Raw genomic sequence first — 23,158 nt, forward strand, 5'->3', positions numbered from 1 at the left:
ACATGGCGTTCGCCGGTGCCGAAAGCGTGGCGGCGGAACGCAGCGCGCCCGCGCTCTCCTATGCCGAGGCGCGCGATCATGGCGTATTGCTGGTCGAGGGGGAGGGTGGCGCGCATCTGGCCATGCGCAGTTCCGCCGATCCGCTGGTGCTGCTGGATTTGCGCCGCCGTTTCGGGCGGCCCCTGCGGGTCGAGAAGGTGGAGCCGCAGCGTTTTGAGGCGTTGCTGGCCGAAACCTATGGCGATGCCGGTTCGCTGGCCGCCGACAGTATGGGGTTCGAGGCGAGCGGCGACACCGAGCTGATGGGCCTGCCGAGCGCGGAGGATCTGCTCGACAGCGCGGACGATGCGCCTGCGATCCGGCTGATCAACGGGCTGATCGCGCAAGGGCTGCGCGAGGGCGCGTCGGACATTCATGTCGAGCCATACGAACAGGCGCTGGTCGTCCGTTTCCGCGAAGACGGCGTTCTGGTCGAGAAATTGCGCATGCCCCCGCATGTCGCCCCCGTGCTGGTCAGCCGCATCAAGGTGATGGCGCGGCTGGATATTGCCGAACGCCGCGTGCCGCAGGACGGGCGCATCGGCCTGTCGCTGGCGGGCAAGCTGGTCGACGTGCGCGTCTCCACCCTGCCGAACCGCGCGGGCGAGCGCGTGGTGCTGCGCCTGCTCGACAAGGATAATGCGGGGCTGTCGCTCAAAGATCTCGGCCTCGACGAAAAAGCGGGCGAGGTGCTGGAACGCGCATTGAAAGAGCCCAATGGCATCGTGCTGGTCACCGGCCCCACCGGATCGGGCAAGACGACGACGCTTTATGCCGGTCTGCGGCGGTTGAACGACGGTCAGCGTAATATCCTGACTGTGGAAGACCCTGTGGAATATGCTGTGGACGGGGTGGGGCAAACGCAGGTCAACGCCAAGGTCGGGCTCGACTTCGCGGCGGGGCTGCGCGCGATCCTGCGGCAGGACCCCGACGTGGTGATGGTCGGCGAAATCCGCGACAAGGAAACCGCCGATATCGCGGTGCAGGCCTCGCTGACGGGCCATCTGGTGCTGTCCACCGTGCACACCAATGACAGCGTCGGCGCGATCACGCGCATGCGCGACATGGGCGTCGAACCATTCCTGCTGGCCAGCACCTTGCGCGGCGTCATCGCGCAGCGTCTGGTCCGCCGCCTGTGCCCGCATTGCAAGCGCGAGGCGGCGATCGATCCGGCACTGGGCGCGATCCTTGGCATCAAGCCGGACAGGACCGTCTATGAACCGGAGGGCTGCAAGCAATGCGGCGAAACCGGCTATGCGGGCCGTATCGGCGTGTACGAGGCAGTGCGCGTGGACGAGACGATCCGCCGCATGATCCACGAAAACGCGGACGAGGAGCGGATTGCCGATTACGCATTCGGCAAGACCGCCGACGGCAAGCGGCGCGGCCAGCGCCTTGCCCGCGCGGCAAGGCGGCTGGTGCTGGCGGGCGTGACCTCTGCCGCCGAGGCCGCCCGCGTCGCAAGGCGTGAGGACGAGCAGGGATAATGGCGAAATACGCCTATCTCGCGGTCGATCCGCAGGGGCGCGAAAGGCGCGGGGCGGTGGATGCCGCCTCGACCGGGGCCGCGCGCGAGGCATTGGCGAAAAAGCGCTGGCATGTGCTGAGCGTTGAGGAGAAATCGGCTGCGGCCGCGCCAGTTAAGGCGGGCGGTTTCAACCTGCCGATGATAGGCCGCAAGCTGACAACCAAGCAATTGTCGCTTTTCACTCGGCAGCTTGCCTCGCTGATGATGGTCAGCCCGCTGGAAGAGGCATTGCGCACGATCAGCCGCCAGACCGAAAAGGACAAGGCGCGCGCGATCCTGTCGAACGTGCACGCCGGCATCGTCGAAGGGCAGCCGCTGGCCGAAGCGCTGAGGCGCGAGGAAGCGAGCTTTCCCCCCGTCTATCGCGCGATGATCGCGGCGGGCGAGAATTCGGGAAGCCTGCCATCGATTGCCGAGCGTCTGGCCGACAGCCTTGAATCGCAGGCCGAGATCAGGGGCAAGATCATCGCCGCGCTCGCCTATCCGATCATCCTGTCGCTGGTCGCCGTGGCCGTGGTGACGGGGTTGATGGTCTCGGTCGTGCCGCGCGTGGTCGAACAATTTGACAATGCCTCGCGCCAGTTGCCGCTGCTGACGCGGATCGTGATCGTGGTGTCGGAATTCCTGTCGGCATGGTGGTGGGTTCTGGCCCTGCTGATCGCGCTGTGCATCCTCGGCTTTCTGCGTGCGCTGAAAAGCCCTGCGTTCAAGCTGCGGTTTGATACGCTGCTGTTGAAGACACCCTTTATCGGGCGGCTGATCCGTGACATGCATGCGGCTGCATTGGCGCGCACGCTGTCCACCATGATCGCCGCGCGCCTGCCGCTGGTTGACGGGCTGCGCCTTGCCAGCCGGACGGTACATAATTCGGTGCAGCGCCGCGCATTGGAAGGGATTACCGAAAAGGTGCGCGCGGGCACGTCGCTTTCCACCGCCATGCGCGAGGCGGCGACTTTTCCGCCGCTGCTCGTCTATCTCGCCGCCAGCGGAGAGGCGGCGGGACAGCTTGGCCCGATGCTGGAACGCGCGGGCGAATATCTTGAGCGTGAGTTCGCCAGCTTTACCGCGGCGGCGATGGCGCTGCTGGAACCTGCTATCATCATATTGATGGGCGCGGTGGTCGCGACGATCATCCTCGCCATCCTTCTTCCCATCCTGCAATTGCAGGAACTGACCGGACTGTAAGATCATGACCGAGACCGAAACCCCCAACCCGATATCGCAGACCGCCCGCAAGAAGCGCCGCAAGAACGGCTTTTCGCTGGTCGAACTGATGGTGGTGCTGTTCATCATCGGCCTGCTGGCCAGCGTCGTCATCATCAATGTGCTGCCCAGCCAGGACAAGGCGATGCGCGTGAAAGCCGAAGCGGATATCTCCACGCTGAACCAGGCGCTGGAAATGTACCGGCTCGACACCGCGACCTATCCGGGGGCGGCCGACGGGCTGACCGCGCTGGTCACGCCGCCCGCCGATCTGATGATGCCGCAGAACTACCGTTCGGGCGGCTATATCAAGGAACTGCCCAGCGACCCGTGGGGCCGCCCCTATCAATATCGCGTGCCGGGCAGCAATGGTAAGCCGTTCGACGTCTATTCGCTGGGGGCCGATGGCCAGCCCGGCGGCGATGGCGAGAATGCGGACATCATCGGCTGAACCGGACCATGGCGCGCTTTTCCCAACCGCTTCCCGATGATGGCGACCGCGCGGCAGGGCTGATCGTCCTGCTGGGCGATCAGCCGCGCGATGCATGGCGCTGGTGGCGGGTGTCCTCCACCGATGCGGGCGGCGCGGGGTTGGAGAGCGAGCATAGCTATACCCCCGGTGCCGATGCGCCATGGGGCGATGTCGACGGGGCCCGCGTGGTCGCTCTGGTCCCTGCGGTCGGCGCGCCGGTGCGGATTGCGCCGCGCGGCGATATGCCCGCCGCGCAGGCGGTGGCGGCGGCACGTCTTGCACCGGCAGGTCTGTCGGGCGCAGGGCCGGCGCATATGGCCGCCGCGGCAGAGGGCGATCATGTGCTGTCCTGCCGCGCGGCGCAGCACGACATGGATGTGTGGCTGGCCGAACTGGCGGCGGCGGGGCTGGATGCGGATGCGCTGGTCCCGGCCGCTCTGGTCCTGCCCGCTGCGGACGAAGGCGTGGTGCAGGGTGAGATCGGCGGGCAAATGCTCGCGCGCAGCCGCGATGCCGCCTTTGCCGGAGAGCCCGAGCTGATCGATGCGCTGGCCGCCGGTGGCGTGCGCCGCGAACTGGCGCCCGATGCACTGGCGGCGCGTCTGGCCGAAATATGGCGCGAACCGCCGCTGAATTTGCGTCAGGGTGCCTATGCCCGTCCGCGCGTTTCGTTTTTTCGCTTGCCCGACTGGGCGGGGCTGGCCCGCATGGCGGCAGTGCTGGCGCTGCTCGGTTTCCTGATCCTTGCGGTCGAAATCGTCCGGCTGGAACTCGACAGCAAGGCGCTGGAGGATAAGGCGCTGGCCGCCGCGCAGCAGCGGTTCCCCGCAGTAACCGATCTGGCGAGTGCCGAGGCGCAGGTGAATGCCGAACTGTTGCGGCGCGGGGCAGGGGGCGCCAGTTTCGGCGCGGTTACGTCTGCCGTTTTCGCCGCGATGCAGCCGCTGCCCGATGTGCAGCTTCGTTCGCTCAGCTGGCAGGGCAATGGTACGCTGGCGATCCGCGCCGCCGCGCCGCGCGTAGAGGATATCAATACGATGCTGATCGCCTTGCAGGCCGATGGCTGGGAAGTGACCGTGCCGCCCGAAACCGCGCCCGACGCGACCGGCGCGACCGTCGTCGACATCACGGTCCGTAATCCATGAGCGGGCTGATGCAGGGCTTGCGCGACTGGTTCGCAGCACTGTCGGGCCGCGAACGCTGGCTGGTCGGGATCGCGGGCGTGCTCGCGGTGCTGGTGATCGGCATTTACGGCGTGGTGCTGCCGCTGGGCGCGGCGCATGATGCCGCGCACGACCGCCACCGCGAGGCTGTGTTCGCCTCGTCCCGCGTGCTGGCGCGGCTGGAGGCGCTGGAACAGGCGCCCGATGCGGCGCAGGCGGGCAGCGGGCCGGTGGCGCAGGCCATTGCCGCCGCCGCCGACGCGCAGGGTCTGGTGCTGCAGGCCAATAGCGCGCGCGGCAATGACGGCGCGCAGATCAGCGTGGCGACCGCCGCACCGGGGGCGGCGCTGGCGCTGCTCGACACGCTGGCGGCAGAGGGGATCGCGGCCGAGCAGGTGACGATCACGCCCGCCGCCGACGGTTCGGTCTCGCTCAGCGCATCGCTGAAAAGGGTGGCGCCATGATGGGGCGCTGGATCTTCATCCGCGACAAAAGGCTGACGCGGGCAGCGAAAATCGTGCTGGCAGTCATTGCCATTGCCGCCCTGCTGGCGATGCTGCCGCTGCGGCTGGTGTTGGGCTGGGCCGATCCGTCGGGCCGCACCCTGCGCGCGCAAGCGGTGGAAGGCGTGGCATGGGACGGTCTGGTCGGCGAATTGCAACTGGGGCCTTTGCCGCTGGGGCTGATGGAAGTCGATCTGATGCCGCTGCCGCTATTAATAGGGCGCGCCCAGTTCGCGTTGGAGCGGCCCGATTATCCCGGCGCCCGCCCGTTCAGCGCGCGCGTGCGCGGCAGTGCGGGCAATCTGGCGATCAGCCATGCGAGCGGAGAAGTGCCGCTGGGCGGCATGATGGCTCCGCTGCCGGTGCGTACCTTGACGATGAACGGATTTTCCGCGCAGATCGATGGCGGGGCTTGCGTGGCGGCATCGGGCACATTGGGGCTGGTGGTGCCCGCGATGGGCGCGATGGTCGATGCCGAAACCGTTCTGGCGGGAGAGGCGCGGTGCGAGGACGGGTCGCTGGTGGTGCCGATGACCGGACCTTCAGGGGCGGAGCGCGTCGATTTCCGCATCGCGCCCGATGGACGCTGGACGGCGACCATGTCGCTGATCGGGGTGCCGCCTGAAATGGCTACGCCGCTGATCGAAATGGGCTTCGAACAGCGGCGCAACGGCGTGGGGATGACGTCAAGCGGAACGCTCTGACGCCAGTCCGCTTAAGTGTTTCAGCCAAGCGTGGCCGACAGGAACCAGGTGCGTTCCTCTGCCTGATCGGTCCAGTCGTCGATCAACCCGTCGGTCGCATTGTCGCCAGCCTCTTCGGCCAGTTCCTTCAGCTCTTTCAACGTTTTGACCAGCTGGGCATTGTCGTCGCGCAGCTGACCGACCATGTCCATCGCTTCCAGATCGGATGCGTGCTGATCCTCGACCTTGGTCTTTTCCATGATCGAACCGATCGACGTCAGCGTCGCGCCATCCAGCTTGCGGACACGCTCGGCAATGATGTCGACATTGCCAAAGATTTCGCCTGCCTGTTCGTCGAACATCAGGTGAAGCTCGCGGAATTGCGGACCTTTGACGTGCCAGTGGAAGTTCTTGGTCTTCATATAAAGCGCAAGATGATCGGCCAGCAGCCCGTTGAGCCCGTCGATCAGTGCTTTCTTGGCATTGTCACCCATAATTCTTTCCTCCTGGCGGTAATTCCAAAACTCGATATGGTGTCTTAACGCGAATGCACAAATCGGGTTTCCCGCTTTATGCCAGTTTCTGTGATCGAATTTATCGATACTTAGGTATGGCCCGCGCCGCTTGGCGATTGACCGCGCTTGCCATGTGCCGCTAACGGCGCTGTCAGATCCATGATTCAGCGCAAATTTCCCCTATGAACGGCGTTTCTTCTGCCGAGGAACCGGCCCAGATCGTCGCCCTTGGCGATGCGATCGTCGACGTGCTGGCGCAGCGGGACGAGGATTTTCTGGTCGATTGCGGCGTGCTGAAAGGCACGATGCGCCTGCTGGCGGATGACGAGGCGGAGCAACTGGCCGCCGCCATGGCGGGCAGCGGTGTGGTAGAGGAAGTGCCCGGCGGATCGGCAGCGAACAGCCTTGCGGGCGCGGCGGCGCTGGGCGCGCGGTGCCGCTTTATCGGGCTGACGGGCGATGACCGGCTGGGTGCGCTGTTCAAACGGCATATGGCGGACCTCGACATCGCGTTCGATACGCCCCCGCATGCCAGCGCGCCGACGGGCCGGTGCTTTATCCTTGTCACCCCCGATGGCGAACGCACGATGCAGACATCGCCCGCGGCCAGCCATTGCCTGACGGCCGAAGCGCTGGACGAACAGGCGATCCGCGCCTGCGACACGCTGTTTCTGGAAGGCTATCTGTGGGGCCCTGATACGCCGCGCAGTGCCATGCGCCGCGCGATCGAGATTGCACGCAGGGAAACGCGGCGCATCGCCTTTACCCTGTCGGACAGCATTGCCCTGCCGGGTCGACGCGATTCGATTATCGGCCTTGTCCGCGATGGCGGGGTCGATGTGCTGTTCGCCAACGAGTATGAGGCGAAGCTGATGGCGGGTGTCGACGATTTCGATGCCGCGATGCGCTTTCTGGCCGATATCTGCCCGCTGCCCGTCGTCACGCGCGGGGCCGCCGGCGCGGTGGCCATGTGGCAGGGCGACAGGATCGAACGCCCCGCGGCCAAGCCTGCCGCGATCGTCGATACCACCGGCGCGGGCGACCAGTTCGCCGCCGGTTTCCTTGCCGCGCTGATCGCGGGGCGCGACGTGGCGCAAAGCCTGGACACCGGTGCGCGCAATGCGGCCGAAGTGCTGGGCCATGTCGGCGCACGCCCGCTGAACCGAATGGAGCTTTAAACGATGAGCCTCAACTCGCTGGCCGTCTATTGCGGCTCTGCCATGGGCAGGAACCCGATCCATGCCGATGCCACGCGCGAGCTGGGGCAGGCGATGGTCCGGCGCGGGATCGATCTGGTCTATGGCGGCGGAAAGCTGGGGTTGATGGGCCTGATCGCGGATACGGTGCTGGACGCGGGCGGCAAGGCCTATGGTGTCATCCCCGAGGCTTTGCGCAGCCACGAAGTCGCCCATATGGGGCTGACCGAATTGCATCACGTTGCCGACATGCACCAGCGCAAGGCCAAGATGACGCAGCTGGCCGATGCCTTCGTCTGCCTGCCGGGCGGGATCGGCACGCTGGACGAGCTGATGGAGGCGTGGACGTGGAACGCGCTGGGCTATCACGCAAAGCCGTTCTGCCTGCTGGATATCGGGGGGTATTGGCAGGGTTTCGCGCAATTCTGCGACACGGTGATGGCAGAAGGTTTCATGAGCGAGGGCCGCCGCGCCCAGTTGCTGGTCGCGCCCGATGTCGAGACCGCGCTCGACATGCTGGTCGACGCGACGGAAAAGGCCAGCGCCGGTCCTGTCTGGTAACGGTCCGGTCCGGTAAGCCGCGCGCTCAGTGAAAGCCTTCAGGCGGCGGGCGGCTCCGACGTTTCCGCCAGCCGCCGGATGATCCAGCGCACGGCGGGATCCTCCACATTCACCGAAATCCATGTGCCGTCGGGCGCGATGCTTTCCTCGTCGCAAGAGGTCTGTCCGTTGCTGCTGGTGCAGAACAGGCCGCGTTCGGGCGTTTCCCATGTGCCGGTTTCGACAATCTCGCCGTCCTGCATGTTGCGATAGGTGCCGTCCGCCAGCACCTCTTGCACGATTACCGCGCCGCTATCGGCAGAGCTGATTTCGAAGCGCCCCGTCGCGGTGCCGCCATCGGCAGCGGGATAGACAGGCGCGGTTTCGACGGGGGCAGGGGCTTCCTCGCGCGGTTCGTCGGCACACGCGGTCAGGGTCAGCGGCACCATCGCAAGGAACAGCGCAAGAAAGCGGGTGCCCGGCATCGCGGCGACCGGATTATTCCGCCGCCTGCGTCGGCAAGGCTTCGCTGCCCATCACGCGTTCGATGGTCCAGACATCGTCCGGATCCTCGATATTGGTCGCGGTCCAGCTGCCGTCCACCATGCTTTCGGCATAGCAATCGGTGCCGTCTTCGCCCTCCATCGTGACGCAGAAATTGCCGTCCGCGTCATATTCCCATGTGCCGGGCACATTGCCGACATCCTTGACGACATTGATCATGGTCCCGTCCTGTTTGACGTTTTCCATCATCGTTTCGCCGCTGGAAGAGGTCAGCTTGAACACGCCATAGGGCGGCAGGCCATCGGGCGCCATCGGCTCGGCGGTGGCGGCCTCTGGCGCGGGGGCCTCTTCACTGGCGGGTTCGTCACCTGCCTGACAGGCCGCCAGCACCAGCACGGCGGCGCTTGCGGCGATGATGCGGATCGTTTTCATGGCATTCTCCCCGTATTGAACGGAGCGCAGCCTATAACGCGCACGGCAGGCAGCAAGCAAAAGCGGCTGGCTTCTGCTTAAATGCCGGAGAACTCAACGCAAAATCTGCGCCGGCGCGGTGTCCGCGGATCAGGCGACCGCCAGCGACTCGAAGATGGAGGCGAACAGGGCGCGACCGTCGGCGCTGCCCTGCTCGGGCTCTATTGCGCGTTCAGGGTGCGGCATCATGCCCAGCACATTGCCCTTTTCGTTCAGGACGCCCGCGATCTGGCAGGCCGAACCGTTCACCGCCTCGCCATAGCGGAACGCGATGCGGCCTTCGCCGTCAAGGCGCCGCAGCACCTCTTCCTCAGCGAAATAATTGCCGTCGTGATGGGCGACGGGGATATGGATCGTATCGCCCTTTCGATATCCGCGCGTGAACAGGCTGCTGTCGTTTTCGACGACCAGCGGCACGGTGCGGCAGACAAAGCGGATGCCCGCATTGCGCATCAGCGCACCGGGCAGCAGCCGCGCCTCGGTCAGAACCTGAAAACCGTTGCACACGCCCAACACGGGCACGCCGCGATCCGCCGCTGCAATGACAGAGCGCATGATCGGGCTGTTCGCAGCCATCGCGCCCGACCGCAGATAATCGCCATAGGAAAACCCGCCCGGCACCGCGACGAAATCGATATTGTCGGGCAGATCGGCATCGCCGTGCCAGATGCGCAAGGGAGCCTTGCCCGCAACCTGCTCGATGGCCACGGCCATGTCGCGGTCGCAGTTCGAACCGGGAAAGGTGATGACGCCAGCGGTGAAAGCCATCTGTCGGGTTCCTTCAGATCAGCCTGGAATTCAGCCGAGTTTCTCGACGCGGTAATTCTCGATCACCGTGTTCGCCAGCAGCTTGCGGCACATTTCGTCCAAAGCCTCGTCGCTGGTGTCGTCGGCGACTTCCAGTGCGATTTCGCGGCCGACGCGCACATCGGCCACGCCGTCAAAGCCCAGCCCTTCGAGCGCGTGATGGATCGCACGCCCCTGCGGATCGAGCACGCCGGGTTTCAGCGAAACATGGACCTGCACCTTCATTATGACTGACCTTCTTGATCTGGTGGGTTCAACCTGTCGCTGCCCCTATGGCCAGATGCGCCGTGGTGCAAGCGTGCAGTGGCAAATCCGGTCAGGGAACGGGGGATGGCGCATCTTGCGGCACCACCAGAAACTCCAGCGCGCGCGCGGGATCGAGCCACCGGCGCGCCTCTTCCTGCAATTCGGCCGATGTCACTGCCTTTGCACGTTGCTGCGCAAGGGCGATTCGTTCCAGCCGGTCGCCTTCGCTTTGCGCGCGGTCGGCAATGGCCAGCCAGCCCGAATTGGATTTGAGCAGATTGTCATAGGCCGACACCAGCGGCGCGCGGGCGCGTTCGACCAGATCGTCGGGGATCGGTTCGGACCGCAGCGCCTCGACCGTCGCGGCAAGTGCGGCGCGCGCGGCAGGCAATTGCGCCAGCTCGACCTGCGCCCGGATCGAGAATGTGCCCCAGTCCGGCCAGACCTTGCTTTGCGAATTCGACACGGCGGGCGAATAGGCCTGTCCCAGACGCTCGCGCAATTCGTCGGTGATGGCGATGCGGGCAACGCGTTCCAGCAGTTCCATGCGGATTTCCTGCACCGCGTCGGAATCGTCGGTCGTGGGCCACACCATCTCGACCAGGGATTGCGTCGGCTCGCCCTCGTGCCGCAGCACCACCGCGCCGCGCTTGTCGGTAAAACGGCGGTCCAGCGCGGCGGGATCGGGGGTAAAGCCGGTGTCGCGAGCGGGCAGGGCGCCCAGTGTCTTGCCGACCAGTTCGATGGCGGCACCCTCGTCCATGTCGCCCACGATGGCGATTTCGATTGGCCCATGCGCAAGGCTGGGGCCGATCACGTCGCGCAGCTGATCGAAATCCAGCGCGCGATAGGCATCGATCTGCTGCTGGGTAAAGCGCGGATCATTGTCGCTGATCACCCCGCCGCGCCCGCTGTTCAATGCCGAGGCGGGTGTGGCGCGCAACCGCGCGAAATAATCGGGCAGCGCGTTGCGGAACCGGGTGACAGGCTCGGTCCGCCAGCCCGCATCGGTCAGCAGCGCGGCCATCAACTGCAATTGCAGTTCCAGATCCTCCGCCCGCGTGCTGCCGGTGGAGATGAACGCATCGCTGCCCGCGCCGAAATCGAACCCCACGCGCTTGCCCGCAAGGATCGTTTCCAGCGTATCGGCATCGTGCTTGCCCAATCCGCTGGCGGGCAGGCGCGATGTCAGCTCGACCCCATTGGGCTGCTCGCGGCTTTCCAGCAGCTTGCCGCCCGGAATGGACATGCGGACCAGCACCTGATTGCGCGCCAGATCGGTATGCTTGACGTTCAGCCGCACATTATTGGCAAATCGTACGGTGCGCACATTGAACACCGGCTCGCGCGTGTCGGCCACGACCGTGCCTGCCGGACCGAAATCCGTATAGGCAAAGGGCACCGCCTCGATCGCGGCTTCCTGTGCCAGCGGCGCCTTCATCGCGGCGGTCCATGCGCGGCGCAGCGCGGCCTCGCCCCCTTCGGGCGCGGTGCGGCCGCGAAAGCGGATATGGGCGTTCTCGTCCAGCGGCACCGCCTCGTCGCGCAAGGCGGCGAGCACGGCATCGGGGGTGATTTCGGCGCGCATCGCCAGATATCGTTCGGTCGCCTCGGGCCCTGTCGTCGGGATGCGGCCTTCACCCACCCAGCGCAGAATGCGGTCGACCATGAAATCATTGGTCCGCGTGGGTTCTGACACGGCCGCCGCCTCGTACCGCTCGTCCAGATCGGCCAGCTGTTCGGCGATTTCCGCATCGGAAAAGCCGCGTTCCAGCGCATTGCGATATTCGGCGGCGGCTGCGTTCAGCCCCGCCTGCCAGTGGCCGTCCACGCTATCGACAATCAGCCGCGTGACACGCGCCTTGCGAAACACGTCGCCGGTGCCGAAACCCGCCGATTTGAACGGCGCATCGCTGCGCCGCGCCAGCCGCGTCAACCGCCGGTTCACCGCGTCATAACCAATCTGGCGCAGGACGGTGGCGCGGCGCTCCTCTGCCGTGTCGGGCGCGTTGAGCGCGGGGCCGACGGCGAAGGCAGTGAACCTTTGCGACAAGGCGGGGTGCAAGTGGATCTCGACGCTGGCGGGGCGGTCGAAATCGACCGTGCCATAATCGCGCGGGGCGGGGGCGGGGGCATCGGCCTGCCAGTCGGCGAAACGCGCGGTGATGGCGGCCTCTATTGCGTCGGGATCGACATCGCCCACCACGATCAGCGCCGCATTGTCGGGCCGGTAATGCGATGCCCAGAACGTGCGCAGCCCTGCCGCGTCGGCCTTGTTCAAAGTTTCGACCGTGCCGCCCGCCCAGCGGTCGACATAAAGCGCGTCGGGCGTTTCGAAACGATATCGCTCCAGCGCGTCTTCCAGCTGGTAATTGTCGCGGTCGCGTCTTTCGGCCAGCAGCACGCCGCGCTCGCGCTCGACGGCGTCGGGGTCGAAGTTCAGCTCGCCCGCAATCTCGCTCATCAGCATCAGCGATGTATCGATCAGCGCCGGATCGGTGCGCGGCAGTCCCAGCTTGTAGATGGTATGCTCGAACCCGGTCGAGGCATTGGTGTCCGCGCCGAACGCCAGCCCCTCGCGCTCCAGCAGGCGGATCATCTCTCCCTCGGCCACGTTGGTGGACCCGTTGAAGGCCATATGTTCGACATAATGGGCAAAGCCGCGCTCGCCGTCAGCCTCGTCCAGAGAGCCTGCATCGAAGGCGAGGCGGATTTCGGCAGTGCCTTTTGGCGTGCCATTGGGCCGGATCGCCCAGAACAGCCCGTTGGGCAGGCGTCCCCAGCGGATCGCGGTATCGGGTTCCAGATCGCTGCTGGCCAGTGCCGCTTCGGGCAGGGCGTATCCGCTGCGATTGACGGCCGCAGCGGGTTCGGAAGGCGCGGCAACCGGCGCGTCCGACACCTGCGGCGCGGCGCAGCCCGACAGCAGGGCAATGGCCAGCGTGCCCGCCAATCCTTTGGCCAGTCCCTTGGCCAATCCACTGGCCAGCCCATTGGCCAGCACGCGGTTCAGCCTTGGCCGATAGCAGGCGCGATCAATCAAGCGCGCCCGCCCGGCACATCACCTGCTTACCGCCGGTTCCGGCGTTGTTTTGCTGTTGTCCTCTTCCCATTCAATTATCGCGGTGCGGCCCTTATTTCTTTCCCCGCAACTTGCGATGATGGTTGAGGTCGAAGACTTCACTCGGCCCGTCATCCTGCAGCACGCCCAGCCTGCGGGCGACTTCCTGATAGGCGTCTTCCTCGCCGCCGAGATCGCGGCGGAACCGGTCCTTGTCCAGCTTTTCGCCGGTGGCCATGTCCCACAGGCGGCAGCCGTCGGGGCTGATTTCGTCGGCCAGGATCACGCGGCTGTAATCGCCGTCCCACAGGCGGCCGAATTCCAGCTTGAAATCGACCAGCCGGATACCGACCGCGGCGAACATGCCGCACATGAAATCGTTGATGCGGATCGCCATGGCCGAGATGTCCTGCATCTCCTCGTTCGAGGCCCAGCCGAAACAGGCGATATGCTCTTCCGCGATCAGCGGATCGCCCAGCGCATCGTCCTTATAGTAATATTCAAGCAGCGTGTGGGGCAGGGGCTCGCCCTCTTCCAGTCCCAGACGCTTGGAAATCGAACCGGCCGCGACATTGCGCACCACCACTTCGATCGGGATGATGTCGACCTGCCGGACCAGTTGTTCGCGCATGTTCAGGCGGCGGATGAAATGGGTCGGGATGCCGATATGCGACAGGCGGGTGAACACGAACTCGCTGATGCGGTTGTTGATCACGCCCTTGCCGTTGATCGTGCCCTTTTTCTGGGCGTTGAACGCGGTGGCGTCATCCTTGAAATACTGGATGAGCGTGCCCGGTTCGGGGCCTTCGTAAAGGATCTTGGCCTTGCCTTCGTAAATCTGGCGGCGACGCGACATCTTGCCTTCGCTTTCCAAGCTAATGCGCCCGAATTCCGCCGGTGCAGGGCGGGGGCGGAAAACACCAAGCCCCGGTCTGACCGGTCCCGTCAGGACGGGGCGCGGACACGGCCGGGGCGTTACAATGCGGCCTATAATGGAAGCCCGCCGTAAAAGCAAAGCGCGCGTTCGCGGCGGGCTGGCGGCGGGATCAGAACCGCTTGCGGAAGTCGATTTCAAAGAAGCGGCCTGCCGGATCGGTAAAGTCGGGCAGATAGCTTGTTGGTATAGTCCCGTCCTCGTCCGTCACGCGTTGCTGCGCATCGAAAATATTGTCGATAGAGAACGAGATACGGCTGCCCTTGAAGAAGGGCACTGCCTCGACCAGACCGGTCTGGCGTTCCAGATCGGCGAACAGGCGCAGGTCGAATGTGGCGATCGGATCGAATGTCAGGCCCGAACCGGTGCCTGCCGTATCCTCGATGCTCGCACCGCCAAGGTAATTCCCCGACAGCCGCGCGCCGAACCCGTTATAGAAAATGCGCCCCGTCATCTCCACCTCGTGCCGCGCGACGGGGGTGGAGGTCAGCGACTCGCCGTCCAGCAGGTCGAGCACGGGAGTGCCCGATGCGATCTGGACCGATTCCTCGAACCGGACGGTGTGATAGAGCGCAAGGCCCCATTGTCCGCCGCTGCGCCCGCCCGGCGGTCCGAAGCCCGGCCCACCGCCACCGCCGCCGCCGCCGCGCCCGCCGCGTCCACCGCTTTGGCCGCCTTCGCTGTCCTCTTCGCCCGAAATACGGTCCGAAATGTCGAACCCGTAACGCAGGCGCCGCCCGTCCTGATGCGCATAGGTCACGGGACGCTGGTCGATGCTGACCAGATTGCCGTCGCCTTCGCGCACCACGCGGTCGGGGAATGCCGCCTCGATCGTCGGGGTTAGCGCGGGAAAGCTGCTCGACACATCGGTCGAGCTTTCGTCGTAATATTCGACGATCAGGTTCGACCGGCGGAAGAAGGGCAATTCGTAATTCGCCCCGATCTTCCAGTCGCGCTGCTTCTCGGCGACCAGGTTCGGATTGCCGCCGGTGATCAGGTCGACCACGACCGTTTCGCCAATGGTGAAATCATAAACGGTCGCGCCGGTCGTGACCAGTTCGGGGGTGCCCAGCTGGATCAGCGACGGTGCCTCCTCCGTATAGATGTGGCTGACTTGAAGGTTGAGCCTTTCGAACGGTGACCAGTTTACGCCGGCGCTCCAGTTATACAGGCTGCCAAAGTCCGAGAGGTGGTTAACCCCGCCCGAAAGGTCGAGCGTGATGTCTCCGATCGCGGCCAGCACATTGTCTTTGCGACTGGTCAGTGGAATGCCCAAAGTGATCCCGCCATTGGCGTCGCCACGCGTCAAACGTGTCGTGATCCCCGGGTTGTCGGTGCTGCGGCTGTCGATGTCCGACCAGTCGAACCCCGCCTGAACCGTCACCGCCAGCTGTCCGGCAGGCAGCCATAGCGGCCTGCCTGTAACAGTCGCGAGCGAGGTCGCTTCCTCGGTATTCGCATAGCTGGTATTGAAACTCTGGTCAGGCACAAAGGCCAGCAAGTCGTCGACAGGTGCATCGATACCGACCTGCCCGGCAAGGGCCGCCGCCTGAAGCGCCGACATATCGGTCGGCGCAGTGCTGCGCGATACGGTATCGTCATGGGTCCAGCGGCCCGTTGCCGTCAGATCCCAGTCGCCCAATGGCTTGTTGAATGTCGTGCCGACCTCGAAACCGGCTGACCGGCTGTCTGCGATGCGCGCGCCGCGGCCCAGCGCTTCGGAAACCAGCGCACGCTGCGCAGTTGCACCGCTGCCATCGGTTAGCGAGACCGTGTCCGGCCCTGCGAGAAAATGGGAATCGTTGCGTGTTATGGTGCCATTGATAGTCAAGGAGCCGTTATCGCCGTCTTCGCCCAGCCCGCGCGTCCATGCGCCGTTCAGCGTGAGATCGCGGGTATCCTCGACCAAAGAGCGGTAGTCGGCCGGATTGGCATCGCCATAGACCGGGTCGAAGTCATAGGACGAGACATTGCGCTCGCCCTCGGTCAGCATCGAGCTATCGTCGGCCTCGACCGCCAGGTTGAAGCGGTTGGGGCCGTTGATCGACAGTATCGAAACCTCGACCTCGCTGGTGTGATATCCGCCGTCCTGCGGCAGGCCATATTCCAGCTCGATCCCCTTGGATGCGTAATGTTCCTTCAGGATGAAATTGATCACGCGCTGGTCGGGGCGGAAACCGAAGCGGATTGCCGCTTCCTCGGGCAGGATTTCCACGCGGGCCAGCGCCTCGGGCGGATAGTTGCGCATTTCGCGGAAACCCGAAATGCGCTGCCCGTTCACCAGAATGGCGGGCGGGCCGTCCGATCCGCGCCCGCGTCCCGAACCGGTTTGCGGTGCCAGCTCCTCCAGCAATTCAACCAGAGAGCTGGCCCCGATGCTCAGGATCTCTTCCTCGTCCAGAACGGCCACGGGCGTTTGCGGAATGTCCACGCTGCCGCGATTGACCTGCGGGGCAGTCACGATGATCTCGTCGCTGAGGTCGATATCGTCGTCGCCGCCGACCGGATCGACGGTCTGCTGGCTGGCGGCCATGCCTGCTTCGTCGGTTTCGGCCGCAAGGGCGGGCGTACCCAGCGAAAGCGCCAGCGCCAGCAGGCTGGTCGCGGTACGGGTTGTACGGACGGTACAGGCGGCTCGGGCGCGCAGGCGGGGGCGCAGCATGGGGGAAGTCTCTCTCATAATCGGGGATGTCACGGATTTGCGATCTTGGGCCAAGTCGCCCGATGTATCAAAATGTCGCAATGCAGCATGGACCTTTTCGATCCCGCGCGCGAACGGGAAACGGGCTGGCGCATCATTTTATTTCCTATATCGCGGATAGAGCACGGCCGGGGACGGCAGGGGTTAGCGATTGAATTGCAACTGCGGGCTTTCCATATGCGCTTTGCGCCGCTATGGGGCCGCGCAGGATTTTTCTGACATTTTAGTGAAAGGATGGGCGCCTGGCGCCCGGGCATGGCGAAAGAAGAACTTCTCGAAATGCGTGGCACGGTTGTGGAACTGCTTCCCAACGCGATGTTCCGCGTGCGCCTGGAAAACGATCACGAGATCCTGGGCCATACCGCTGGCAAGATGCGCAAGAACCGTATTCGCGTGCTGGTGGGCGACGAAGTTCTGGTCGAGCTTACGCCCTATGATCTGACCAAGGGGCGGATCACCTATCGCTTTATGCCTGGCCGCGGCGGCCCCGGGCCCAGCTAGTTTCTGGTGCCGTGATGACGGCCCGAAAGCTGATACTCGCATCGGCCAGCCCGCGCCGGCGCGAGCTTTTGGCGCGTCTGGGCGTCATCCCTGCGCAGATCGCGCCCGCCGATATCGACGAAACGCCGCATAAGGGCGAATTGCCGCGCCCCTATGTGCAGCGCATGGCGCGCGAAAAGGCGCTTGCCGTTGCCGCGGATGACGGTTTCGTGCTGGCGGGCGACACGGTGGTCGCTGCCGGACGGCGCATCTTGCCCAAGGCCGAGGACGAGGCGACCGCGCGCAACTGCCTGAAGCTGCTGTCGGGCCGTCGCCACCGCGTATTTTCTGCCATCGCCATGGCCGCGCCCGACGGTTCGGTCCGTGAACGGATGAGCGAGACCATCGTGCGTTTCAAGGTGCTGAGCGCCGGGGAGGTCGATGCCTATATCGCGGGCGGCGAATGGCACGGCAAGGCAGGCGGCTATGCCATTCAGGGCCATGCCGAGGCGCTGGTCGCATGGATTCAGGGCAGCCATTCGGGTGTCGTCGGACTGCCGCTGTTCGAAACGCGCGCCCTTTTGAAGGCGGCGGGCTTCGCCATTGGCTGACTGGCTGATCGAGCAGGGCATCGGCGAAACCCGCGCCGTGCTGGTCGAGGATGGCGCCATCGTCGCTGCAAAAATCGAATGGGAAGGCGAACTCGCCGCGGGCGCCGTGGTCGAAGGCGTGCTGGCATCGCGGGCAAGCGGATCGGCGCGCGGCACAGTGCGGCTGGACAGCGGCGAGGACGTGCTGGTCGACCGCCTGCCCAAAAGCGCCAGCGAAGGCGCGCCGCTGCGCATCGAAATCCACCGCGCCCGTATCGAGGAAGGAACCCGCACCAAGCGCGCGCAGGGGCGGCCCACCGACCGCGCATTGCGCCCCGCGCCCGGCATCGAACAGCGGCTGAAGGCGGAAGGGCACGATGTCCGCGTCGTGCGGCGTTTTCCCGTATCGGGCTGGAGCGAACTGATCGGTGAGGCGTTCGAACGGCAGGTGTCTTTCAATGGCGGCGCGCTGCATATTTCGCCCACGCCTGCCATGGTGCTGATCGATATCGACGGTACGCTGCCGCCCCGCGCGCTGGCCCTGTCGGCGGTGCCCGCGATTGCCGCCAGCCTGCGTCGGCTGGATATCGGCGGATCGATCGGCATCGATTTTCCCACCTTGCAGGAAAAGGCCGACCGCCGCGCGGTGGACGAGGCCTTGTCGATAGCGCTGGACGGTTTTGCGCATGAACGCACCGCGATGAACGGTTTCGGTTTCGTCCAGATCGTCGCGCGGCTGGAAGGGCCGTCGATCCTGCATCGCGTTGCCCGCCACCGTCTTGCCGCTGCCGCCCGCCTGTTGTTGCGCCGCGCGGAACATGTCGCCGATCCGGGCGCGATCCTGCTGACCATGCATCCCGCGCTCACCGTGAGGATATCGCCTGCATGGCGGGACGAGCTGGCCCGCCGCACGGGGCGCGAAATCCGCATCGAAACCGATCCCGCCCTTGCGCCAGAGGCGGGACTGGCCCAATCGGTGCCGCTATGACCCAGACACCGAAACGCGCCGTCAAAAGCTGTCCGATCTGCGGAAAGCCCCGCTCGGCCGATCATGCGCCGTTCTGTTCGGCGCGCTGCAAGGACCGCGATCTCGTTCAATGGCTGCAGGACGGCTATGCGATTCCCGGCGAGCCTGCGCAGATTTCGACCGACCCCGAGGACGGCGATTTCTGACCGCTTTGCAAAGCGATCGAAAAATCCCGCATTTTCCGGTTTGGCCCCTATTTTCCGGTTTGACACCACGCGCGGCTTTGGCCATAGGCGGCGCTCCCGACGCCAAGCGCGATTCAGATCGCAGGCGCCGGTCCCGCCTTTCCGGCGATGCCTGGGTAGCTCAGTGGTAGAGCAGACGACTGAAAATCGTCGTGTCGGTGGTTCGACTCCGCCCCCGGGCACCATTTCCTGCTTTTGTGGAGATGGTGTGACACTTCCCACTCCGTTCCGTATCGCTGCGCTGGCCCTAACGGCGTTTTTGTGCACGCCTGCCAGCGCGCAGGACGCGCCGGTGCAGCCTTCCTGCATGGAAGAGCTGTCGGGCCCCTATGCGGTGCGCCGCATGGAAATTGGCGGCGGTATCCTGCTGCGCCCCGACGGTAGTTTCGGGTACGAGCTGTCCTATGGCGCGCTTGATGAATTCGCGCAGGGGCAGTGGAGTTGCGAAGGCGATACGGTCACGCTGACGGGCGATCCGGTCAATCCGCCGCGCTTTGTGACGCTGTCCGACAAGCCCGTTACCGCCGACCGGCTGGCCATCGAACTCGATCTGGGGGGAGGGTCGGGGCACCCATATTTCAGCGTGCTGGCGCTCTATCCCGACGGATCGCGCGAATGGCTGGATTTTCAGGATCGCGTGCTGACCATCGATCTTTCGGAATCGCCCCGGCCCGTAACGGTCCAGATTATGCTGGAACTCTATCAGATCGCCGGCGACGCGATCCCCGTTCCCGCGACGGGCGGGGCCGATGTGACCGTGCGGTTCGATCGCAACGATATGGGCAGGGTGGCATTCGCAGGTACCACCGCGCGGGTCGATAACGATGTGCTGATGCTGGAACGCTTTGGCGAGGCCCTGCGGTTCGAGAGGGTGGGCGAGCGGCCATAAGCTGCGCCGGCACGCTTTTCATCCCGACCGCCAGACCCTATCTGAACCGCAATGAGCCGTACCCCCGCCGGAACCCCGCCCCATCCCAAGGGGGCCGACCGCTTTCACGAGGATAAGGCCGCCTATACGGTGCGCGGCAGCCAGCCGGATATAGAGGCGGGGCTGGCCGCCATCCTCGAGGTGCAGCGCACGCTGCCCCCGCGTCCCGGCGTCTATCGCATGGTCGATGCCCGCGGCGACGTGCTCTATGTGGGCAAGGCCCGCGCGCTGAAGAACCGCGTGGCCAATTATCTGCAAGTCGACCGCCTGCCGCTGAGGTTGAAGCGCATGGTCGCGCAAACGCGCGAAATGACCATTGTGACAACCAATAGCGAGGCCGAGGCCCTGCTGCTGGAAGCGCAGCTGATCAAGCGCTTCCGCCCGCCATATAATGTGCTGCTGCGCGACGATAAAAGCTTTCCCTTTATCCTGCTGCGCGCCGACAATGATTTTCCGCGCATCATGAAACATCGCGGGGCGCGGCGGGCGAAGGGCAATTATTACGGCCCCTTCGCCAGCGCCGGTTCGGTCAACACCACGATCAATGCGCTGCAAAAACTGTTCCTGCTGCGCAGTTGCACCGACGGCTTCTTCAGCCGTCGCGACCGTCCCTGCCTGCTCTATCAGATCAAGCGATGCAGCGCGCCATGCGTCGGGCGGATCGACAAGGACGGCTATGCCGAACTGGTGCGGCAGGCCAAGGACTTCCTTGCCGGCAAGTCGAGCGCGGTGCAGCAGGAAATCGAAAGCCAGATGGCCGATGCGGCCGAACGGCTGGATTTCGAAACCGCTGCCATGCTGCGTGACCGTTTGCGCGCCGCGACCTTTATCCAGGGGTCGCAAGCGATCAATGCGCAGGGCGTGGGCGATGCCGATGTGTTCGCGATGGCGGATAAGGGCGGGCAGATCGGCGTGCAGGCGTTCTTTATCCGCGGCGGCCAGAACTGGGGGCATCGCGCCTTTTTCCCGCGCCATACCGAGGGGTTGAGCCACGAGGAGGTGTTCAGTGCCTTCCTCGCCCAGTTTTACGAGGAAGTGCCGCCCGCGCGGACGATCCTGCTCGACCGCGCGCTGCCCGATTGCGCGCTGCTGGAAGAAGCGTTCGGCGCCATTGCCGGGCGCAAGGTAGAGATCAGCGTGCCGCAGCGCGGTGACCGCCGCCGCCTGATCGAACAGGCCAGCCGCAACGCGGCCGAAGCGTTGGACCGCCGCCTTGCCGAGAGCGGGACGCAAGCGAAGATATGGCGCGAGATGGCCGAATTCCTCGAGCTGCCCGAAATTCCGCAGCGCGTGGAGATATACGACAACTCGCATATTCAGGGTGCGAATGCGGTGGGTGCGATGGTCGTCGCGGGGCCGGAAGGGTTCCTGAAGAACCAGTATCGCAAGTTCAATATCAAGCAGGCACAGACCAACGACGATTTCGCCATGATGCGCGAAGTGCTGAACCGCCGCTTCGCCCGTGCGCTGAAAGACGATCCCGATCGCGAAACCGCTGGAAAGGGCGATGCGGCATGGCCCGATCTGGTGCTGCTGGACGGCGGCAAGGGCCAGATGTCGAGCGTGATGGACACGCTGGAAGAGCTGGGGATCGAGGATGTGCCCGTCGTCGGTGTGGCCAAAGGCCCGCATCATGGACGCGAAGGGCGCGAGGTTTTCCATTTTTCCGACGGGCGCGAAAAGACCCTGCCGACCAATTCGCCCGTGCTGTTCCATCTGCAACGCCTGCGCGACGAGGTGCACCGATTTGCCATCGGCGCGCATCGGGCCAAGCGCAGCCGTTCGATACAGGCCAGCCCGCTGGACGAAATTCCCGGCATCGGCCCCGCGCGCAAGCGGGCGCTGCTGCTGCATTTCGGCACCGCCGGAAAGGTGCGTGCCGCCGCGCTGGACGATTTGCGACGCGTTCCGGGCGTTTCGGAGCATGTCGCGCGGCAGATCTATGATTTCTATCATCCCGGCGGTTAGTCGGCCGCAGGGGGTGACGGATTGCCGCGGCGAACCTATCTCAGCGCGGATAAAGCAGGAAAGTGACGAATATGAGCAGCCTTGTCGGCCCCGACGAAGACAACCCACTCGGTAAGCCGCCGGTGCCCGAAGACGTGCAGGAAGCGATCCGCACGCTGATCCGCTGGTCGGGCGACGATCCGACGCGCGAAGGCCTGCTCGACACGCCCAAGCGCGTGGCGCGTGCGTGGAAGGAATATTGCCAGGGCTATGGCGAAGACCCCTCCATCCATCTGTCGCGCATTTTCGAGGAAGTGGGCGGCTATGACGAGGTCGTGCTGCTGAAGGACATTCCGTTCCAGTCGCATTGCGAACATCACATGGCGCCGATCATCGGCAAGGCGGCCATCGCCTATCTGCCGCGCGATCACGTGGTCGGCATTTCAAAGCTGGCCCGCGTACTGCACGGATTTGCGCGGCGGCTGCAGATTCAGGAAAGGCTGACGGCGGAAGTCGCGCAGTGCATCTGGGACCATCTGAAGCCGCATGGTGTGGCCGTGGTGATCGAGGCAAGCCATGCCTGCATGACCGCGCGCGGCGTGCGCACGCCCGGCGTTGGCATGGTCACCAGCCGCATGATGGGCACGTTCCGCGACGATGAAAGGTCGCGCAAGGAAGTGCTGTCGCTGATGGGTTATTGAGCCTGACGGGGTGTTGAAGGGGGGCGATAGCCATGCGCCGCCAGCACCTCGCGCACGCGGGCGAGGGCGCAGCCCAGCGGGTCGTCGACGCCCATCAGCGCAAAGCTGCCGGTCACGGTAAAGCTGCAATGGCCGTGGACCACCGCCACCAGCGAGCGTGACAGGCGGAAAATATCGGCATCGCTAGCGGGCGGCAGGGCGGCGCGGATTTCCTGTTCGACAATCGCGGTCAGCGTTTCGCGCTTGGAATGATCCGCGTCGGGCAGGGCGAAACCGTCGGGCAAATGGTGCTCGTAAATCGCCGACCACAGATGCGGGTTTTCCTGCGCAAAAGCGAAATAGGCTGCGACCAGAGTGCCGATCCGGTCTGGCCCTCCTGCTTCCAACCTTTCGCGCAGTTCCGCTGCCCAGATTTCGAAACTGCGCGAATTGATCGCGACGATCAGATGGTCGAGCGATCCGAATACATGATAGATCGTGCCCACCGAATAGCCAGCCTGCTTCGCCACTTCCCGCCCGGAAAAGCGGGCGAGGCCCGTTTCGGCCAGCAGATCGTGACCCAGCGAGATCAGCATTTCGCGCAGCTCGGCGCGCGTATGATCGGATCTTCGTCCCATCCGGGCGGAATAGGCCTGTAATTGAACATTGTCCAATTTTTATATTGAACGCCGTTCAATTATCACCTATTGCGCTTCGCCAGACAGTCGCGCCATGTTCGCCTGTAAAGGATAGCA

The 23,158-nt window shown here is 64.9% G+C and carries 25 protein-coding genes and 1 tRNA gene; 17 read left to right on the forward strand and 9 right to left on the reverse strand.

Annotation, left to right across the window (positions count from 1 at the left end; genetic code table 11):
- Nucleotides 1-2: 2 nt before the first annotated feature.
- From LOZ77_RS00470 to gspN, 6 genes are read left to right on the forward strand one after another with little or no spacing between them, the layout of a single operon-like run.
- On the forward strand, nt 3-1,526 hold the full coding sequence (locus tag LOZ77_RS00470) for a GspE/PulE family protein (RefSeq protein ID WP_230281941.1): 1,524 nt from the start codon (nt 3-5) through the stop codon (nt 1,524-1,526).
- Nucleotides 1,526-2,752, forward strand: coding sequence for a type II secretion system inner membrane protein GspF (gene gspF, locus LOZ77_RS00475; RefSeq protein WP_230280350.1), 1,227 nt, complete (start codon nt 1,526-1,528; stop codon nt 2,750-2,752). Before LOZ77_RS00470 ends, gspF begins: the two co-directional genes overlap by 1 nt.
- A 4-nt stretch (nt 2,753-2,756) precedes the next feature.
- Nucleotides 2,757-3,221, forward strand: coding sequence for a type II secretion system major pseudopilin GspG (gene gspG, locus LOZ77_RS00480; protein ID WP_230280351.1), 465 nt, complete (start codon nt 2,757-2,759; stop codon nt 3,219-3,221).
- Nucleotides 3,222-3,229: 8 nt separating this feature from the next.
- Entirely contained in the window at nt 3,230-4,387 is a 1,158-nt protein-coding gene (gspL, locus tag LOZ77_RS00485) for a type II secretion system protein GspL (RefSeq protein WP_230280352.1), read from the forward strand.
- Nucleotides 4,384-4,869 (forward strand): type II secretion system protein GspM, encoded by a 486-nt coding sequence (gspM, locus tag LOZ77_RS00490; RefSeq protein WP_230280353.1) that lies wholly within the window; start codon nt 4,384-4,386, stop codon nt 4,867-4,869. The genes gspL and gspM overlap by 4 nt, the downstream gene beginning before the upstream one ends.
- The gene (gene gspN / locus LOZ77_RS00495; RefSeq protein WP_230280354.1) at nt 4,866-5,612 is read left to right on the forward strand and encodes a type II secretion system protein N; all 747 of its coding nucleotides are present in this window, start codon (nt 4,866-4,868) and stop codon (nt 5,610-5,612) included. The genes gspM and gspN overlap by 4 nt, the downstream gene beginning before the upstream one ends.
- A 20-nt stretch (nt 5,613-5,632) precedes the next feature.
- On the opposite strand, the gene LOZ77_RS00500 is transcribed toward gspN, so the two are convergent.
- Nucleotides 5,633-6,085, reverse strand: coding sequence for a Dps family protein (locus tag LOZ77_RS00500; protein WP_230280355.1), 453 nt, complete (start codon nt 6,083-6,085; stop codon nt 5,633-5,635).
- A gap of 203 nt (nt 6,086-6,288) precedes the next feature.
- Here LOZ77_RS00500 and LOZ77_RS00505 point away from each other — a divergent pair, with 203 nt between their 5' ends.
- Nucleotides 6,289-7,284, forward strand: coding sequence for an adenosine kinase (locus LOZ77_RS00505; RefSeq protein WP_230280356.1), 996 nt, complete (start codon nt 6,289-6,291; stop codon nt 7,282-7,284).
- A gap of 3 nt (nt 7,285-7,287) precedes the next feature.
- Complete coding sequence (locus LOZ77_RS00510) at nt 7,288-7,863, forward strand: TIGR00730 family Rossman fold protein (RefSeq protein ID WP_230280357.1); 576 nt, start codon at nt 7,288-7,290, stop codon at nt 7,861-7,863.
- 38 nt (nt 7,864-7,901) lie between these two features.
- Here the strand turns inward: LOZ77_RS00510 and LOZ77_RS00515 are convergent, their stop codons facing one another.
- The 7 genes from LOZ77_RS00515 to LOZ77_RS00545 form a co-directional block, all read right to left on the reverse strand.
- A complete protein-coding gene (locus LOZ77_RS00515) occupies nt 7,902-8,327 on the reverse strand; it encodes a hypothetical protein (RefSeq protein ID WP_230280358.1) in 426 nt (141 codons plus the stop codon).
- A 13-nt stretch (nt 8,328-8,340) separates the two neighbouring features.
- Entirely contained in the window at nt 8,341-8,778 is a 438-nt protein-coding gene (locus LOZ77_RS00520) for a hypothetical protein (protein WP_230280359.1), read from the reverse strand.
- A gap of 129 nt (nt 8,779-8,907) precedes the next feature.
- Nucleotides 8,908-9,585, reverse strand: coding sequence for a phosphoribosylformylglycinamidine synthase subunit PurQ (gene purQ, locus LOZ77_RS00525; RefSeq protein WP_230280360.1), 678 nt, complete (start codon nt 9,583-9,585; stop codon nt 8,908-8,910).
- Nucleotides 9,586-9,615: 30 nt separating this feature from the next.
- Nucleotides 9,616-9,849, reverse strand: a complete 234-nt coding sequence (purS, locus tag LOZ77_RS00530) for a phosphoribosylformylglycinamidine synthase subunit PurS (protein ID WP_230280361.1) — start codon at nt 9,847-9,849, stop codon at nt 9,616-9,618.
- A 91-nt stretch (nt 9,850-9,940) separates the two neighbouring features.
- On the reverse strand, nt 9,941-12,913 hold the full coding sequence (locus tag LOZ77_RS00535) for a pitrilysin family protein (protein ID WP_230280362.1): 2,973 nt from the start codon (nt 12,911-12,913) through the stop codon (nt 9,941-9,943).
- A 91-nt stretch (nt 12,914-13,004) separates the two neighbouring features.
- Nucleotides 13,005-13,787: a phosphoribosylaminoimidazolesuccinocarboxamide synthase gene (gene purC, locus LOZ77_RS00540; protein WP_230280363.1), complete on the reverse strand. Its 783-nt coding sequence runs from the start codon at nt 13,785-13,787 to the stop codon at nt 13,005-13,007.
- A gap of 190 nt (nt 13,788-13,977) precedes the next feature.
- The gene (locus LOZ77_RS00545) at nt 13,978-16,545 is read right to left on the reverse strand and encodes a TonB-dependent receptor (RefSeq protein WP_230280364.1); all 2,568 of its coding nucleotides are present in this window, start codon (nt 16,543-16,545) and stop codon (nt 13,978-13,980) included.
- Nucleotides 16,546-16,614: 69 nt separating this feature from the next.
- On the opposite strand from LOZ77_RS00545, the gene LOZ77_RS00550 reads away from it, so the two are divergent.
- The 9 genes from LOZ77_RS00550 (at nt 16,615) to folE (ending at nt 22,424) form a co-directional block, all read left to right on the forward strand.
- Nucleotides 16,615-16,785, forward strand: a complete 171-nt coding sequence (locus LOZ77_RS00550) for a hypothetical protein (RefSeq protein WP_230280365.1) — start codon at nt 16,615-16,617, stop codon at nt 16,783-16,785.
- Between the two features lie 36 nt (nt 16,786-16,821).
- Nucleotides 16,822-17,067, forward strand: a complete 246-nt coding sequence (infA, locus tag LOZ77_RS00555; RefSeq protein WP_066771685.1) for a translation initiation factor IF-1 — start codon at nt 16,822-16,824, stop codon at nt 17,065-17,067.
- A gap of 14 nt (nt 17,068-17,081) precedes the next feature.
- Nucleotides 17,082-17,657 carry a nucleoside triphosphate pyrophosphatase gene (locus LOZ77_RS00560; protein ID WP_230280366.1) on the forward strand — a complete coding sequence of 192 codons (576 nt, stop codon included), beginning with the start codon at nt 17,082-17,084 and terminating at the stop codon, nt 17,655-17,657.
- Nucleotides 17,650-18,624 (forward strand): ribonuclease E/G, encoded by a 975-nt coding sequence (locus tag LOZ77_RS00565; protein WP_230280367.1) that lies wholly within the window; start codon nt 17,650-17,652, stop codon nt 18,622-18,624. Before LOZ77_RS00560 ends, LOZ77_RS00565 begins: the two co-directional genes overlap by 8 nt.
- A complete protein-coding gene (yacG, locus tag LOZ77_RS00570; protein ID WP_230280368.1) occupies nt 18,621-18,809 on the forward strand; it encodes a DNA gyrase inhibitor YacG in 189 nt (62 codons plus the stop codon). The genes LOZ77_RS00565 and yacG overlap by 4 nt, the downstream gene beginning before the upstream one ends.
- A gap of 149 nt (nt 18,810-18,958) precedes the next feature.
- Nucleotides 18,959-19,033, forward strand: a tRNA-Phe gene (locus tag LOZ77_RS00575).
- Nucleotides 19,034-19,056: 23 nt separating this feature from the next.
- Nucleotides 19,057-19,737 (forward strand): hypothetical protein, encoded by a 681-nt coding sequence (locus LOZ77_RS00580; RefSeq protein WP_230280369.1) that lies wholly within the window; start codon nt 19,057-19,059, stop codon nt 19,735-19,737.
- 51 nt (nt 19,738-19,788) lie between these two features.
- Nucleotides 19,789-21,744, forward strand: coding sequence for an excinuclease ABC subunit UvrC (gene uvrC, locus LOZ77_RS00585; protein WP_230280370.1), 1,956 nt, complete (start codon nt 19,789-19,791; stop codon nt 21,742-21,744).
- 71 nt (nt 21,745-21,815) lie between these two features.
- Entirely contained in the window at nt 21,816-22,424 is a 609-nt protein-coding gene (folE, locus tag LOZ77_RS00590; protein ID WP_230280371.1) for a GTP cyclohydrolase I FolE, read from the forward strand.
- Here folE and LOZ77_RS00595 read toward each other — a convergent pair.
- Complete coding sequence (locus LOZ77_RS00595; RefSeq protein WP_230280372.1) at nt 22,418-23,041, reverse strand: TetR/AcrR family transcriptional regulator; 624 nt, start codon at nt 23,039-23,041, stop codon at nt 22,418-22,420. The two genes, folE and LOZ77_RS00595, sit on opposite strands and share 7 nt — an antisense overlap.
- Between the last annotated feature and the right edge of the window lie 117 nt (nt 23,042-23,158).

Origin of the sequence: Croceicoccus sp. Ery15 (assembly GCF_020985305.1) — a bacterium.
Lineage (GTDB): Bacteria > Pseudomonadota > Alphaproteobacteria > Sphingomonadales > Sphingomonadaceae > Croceicoccus.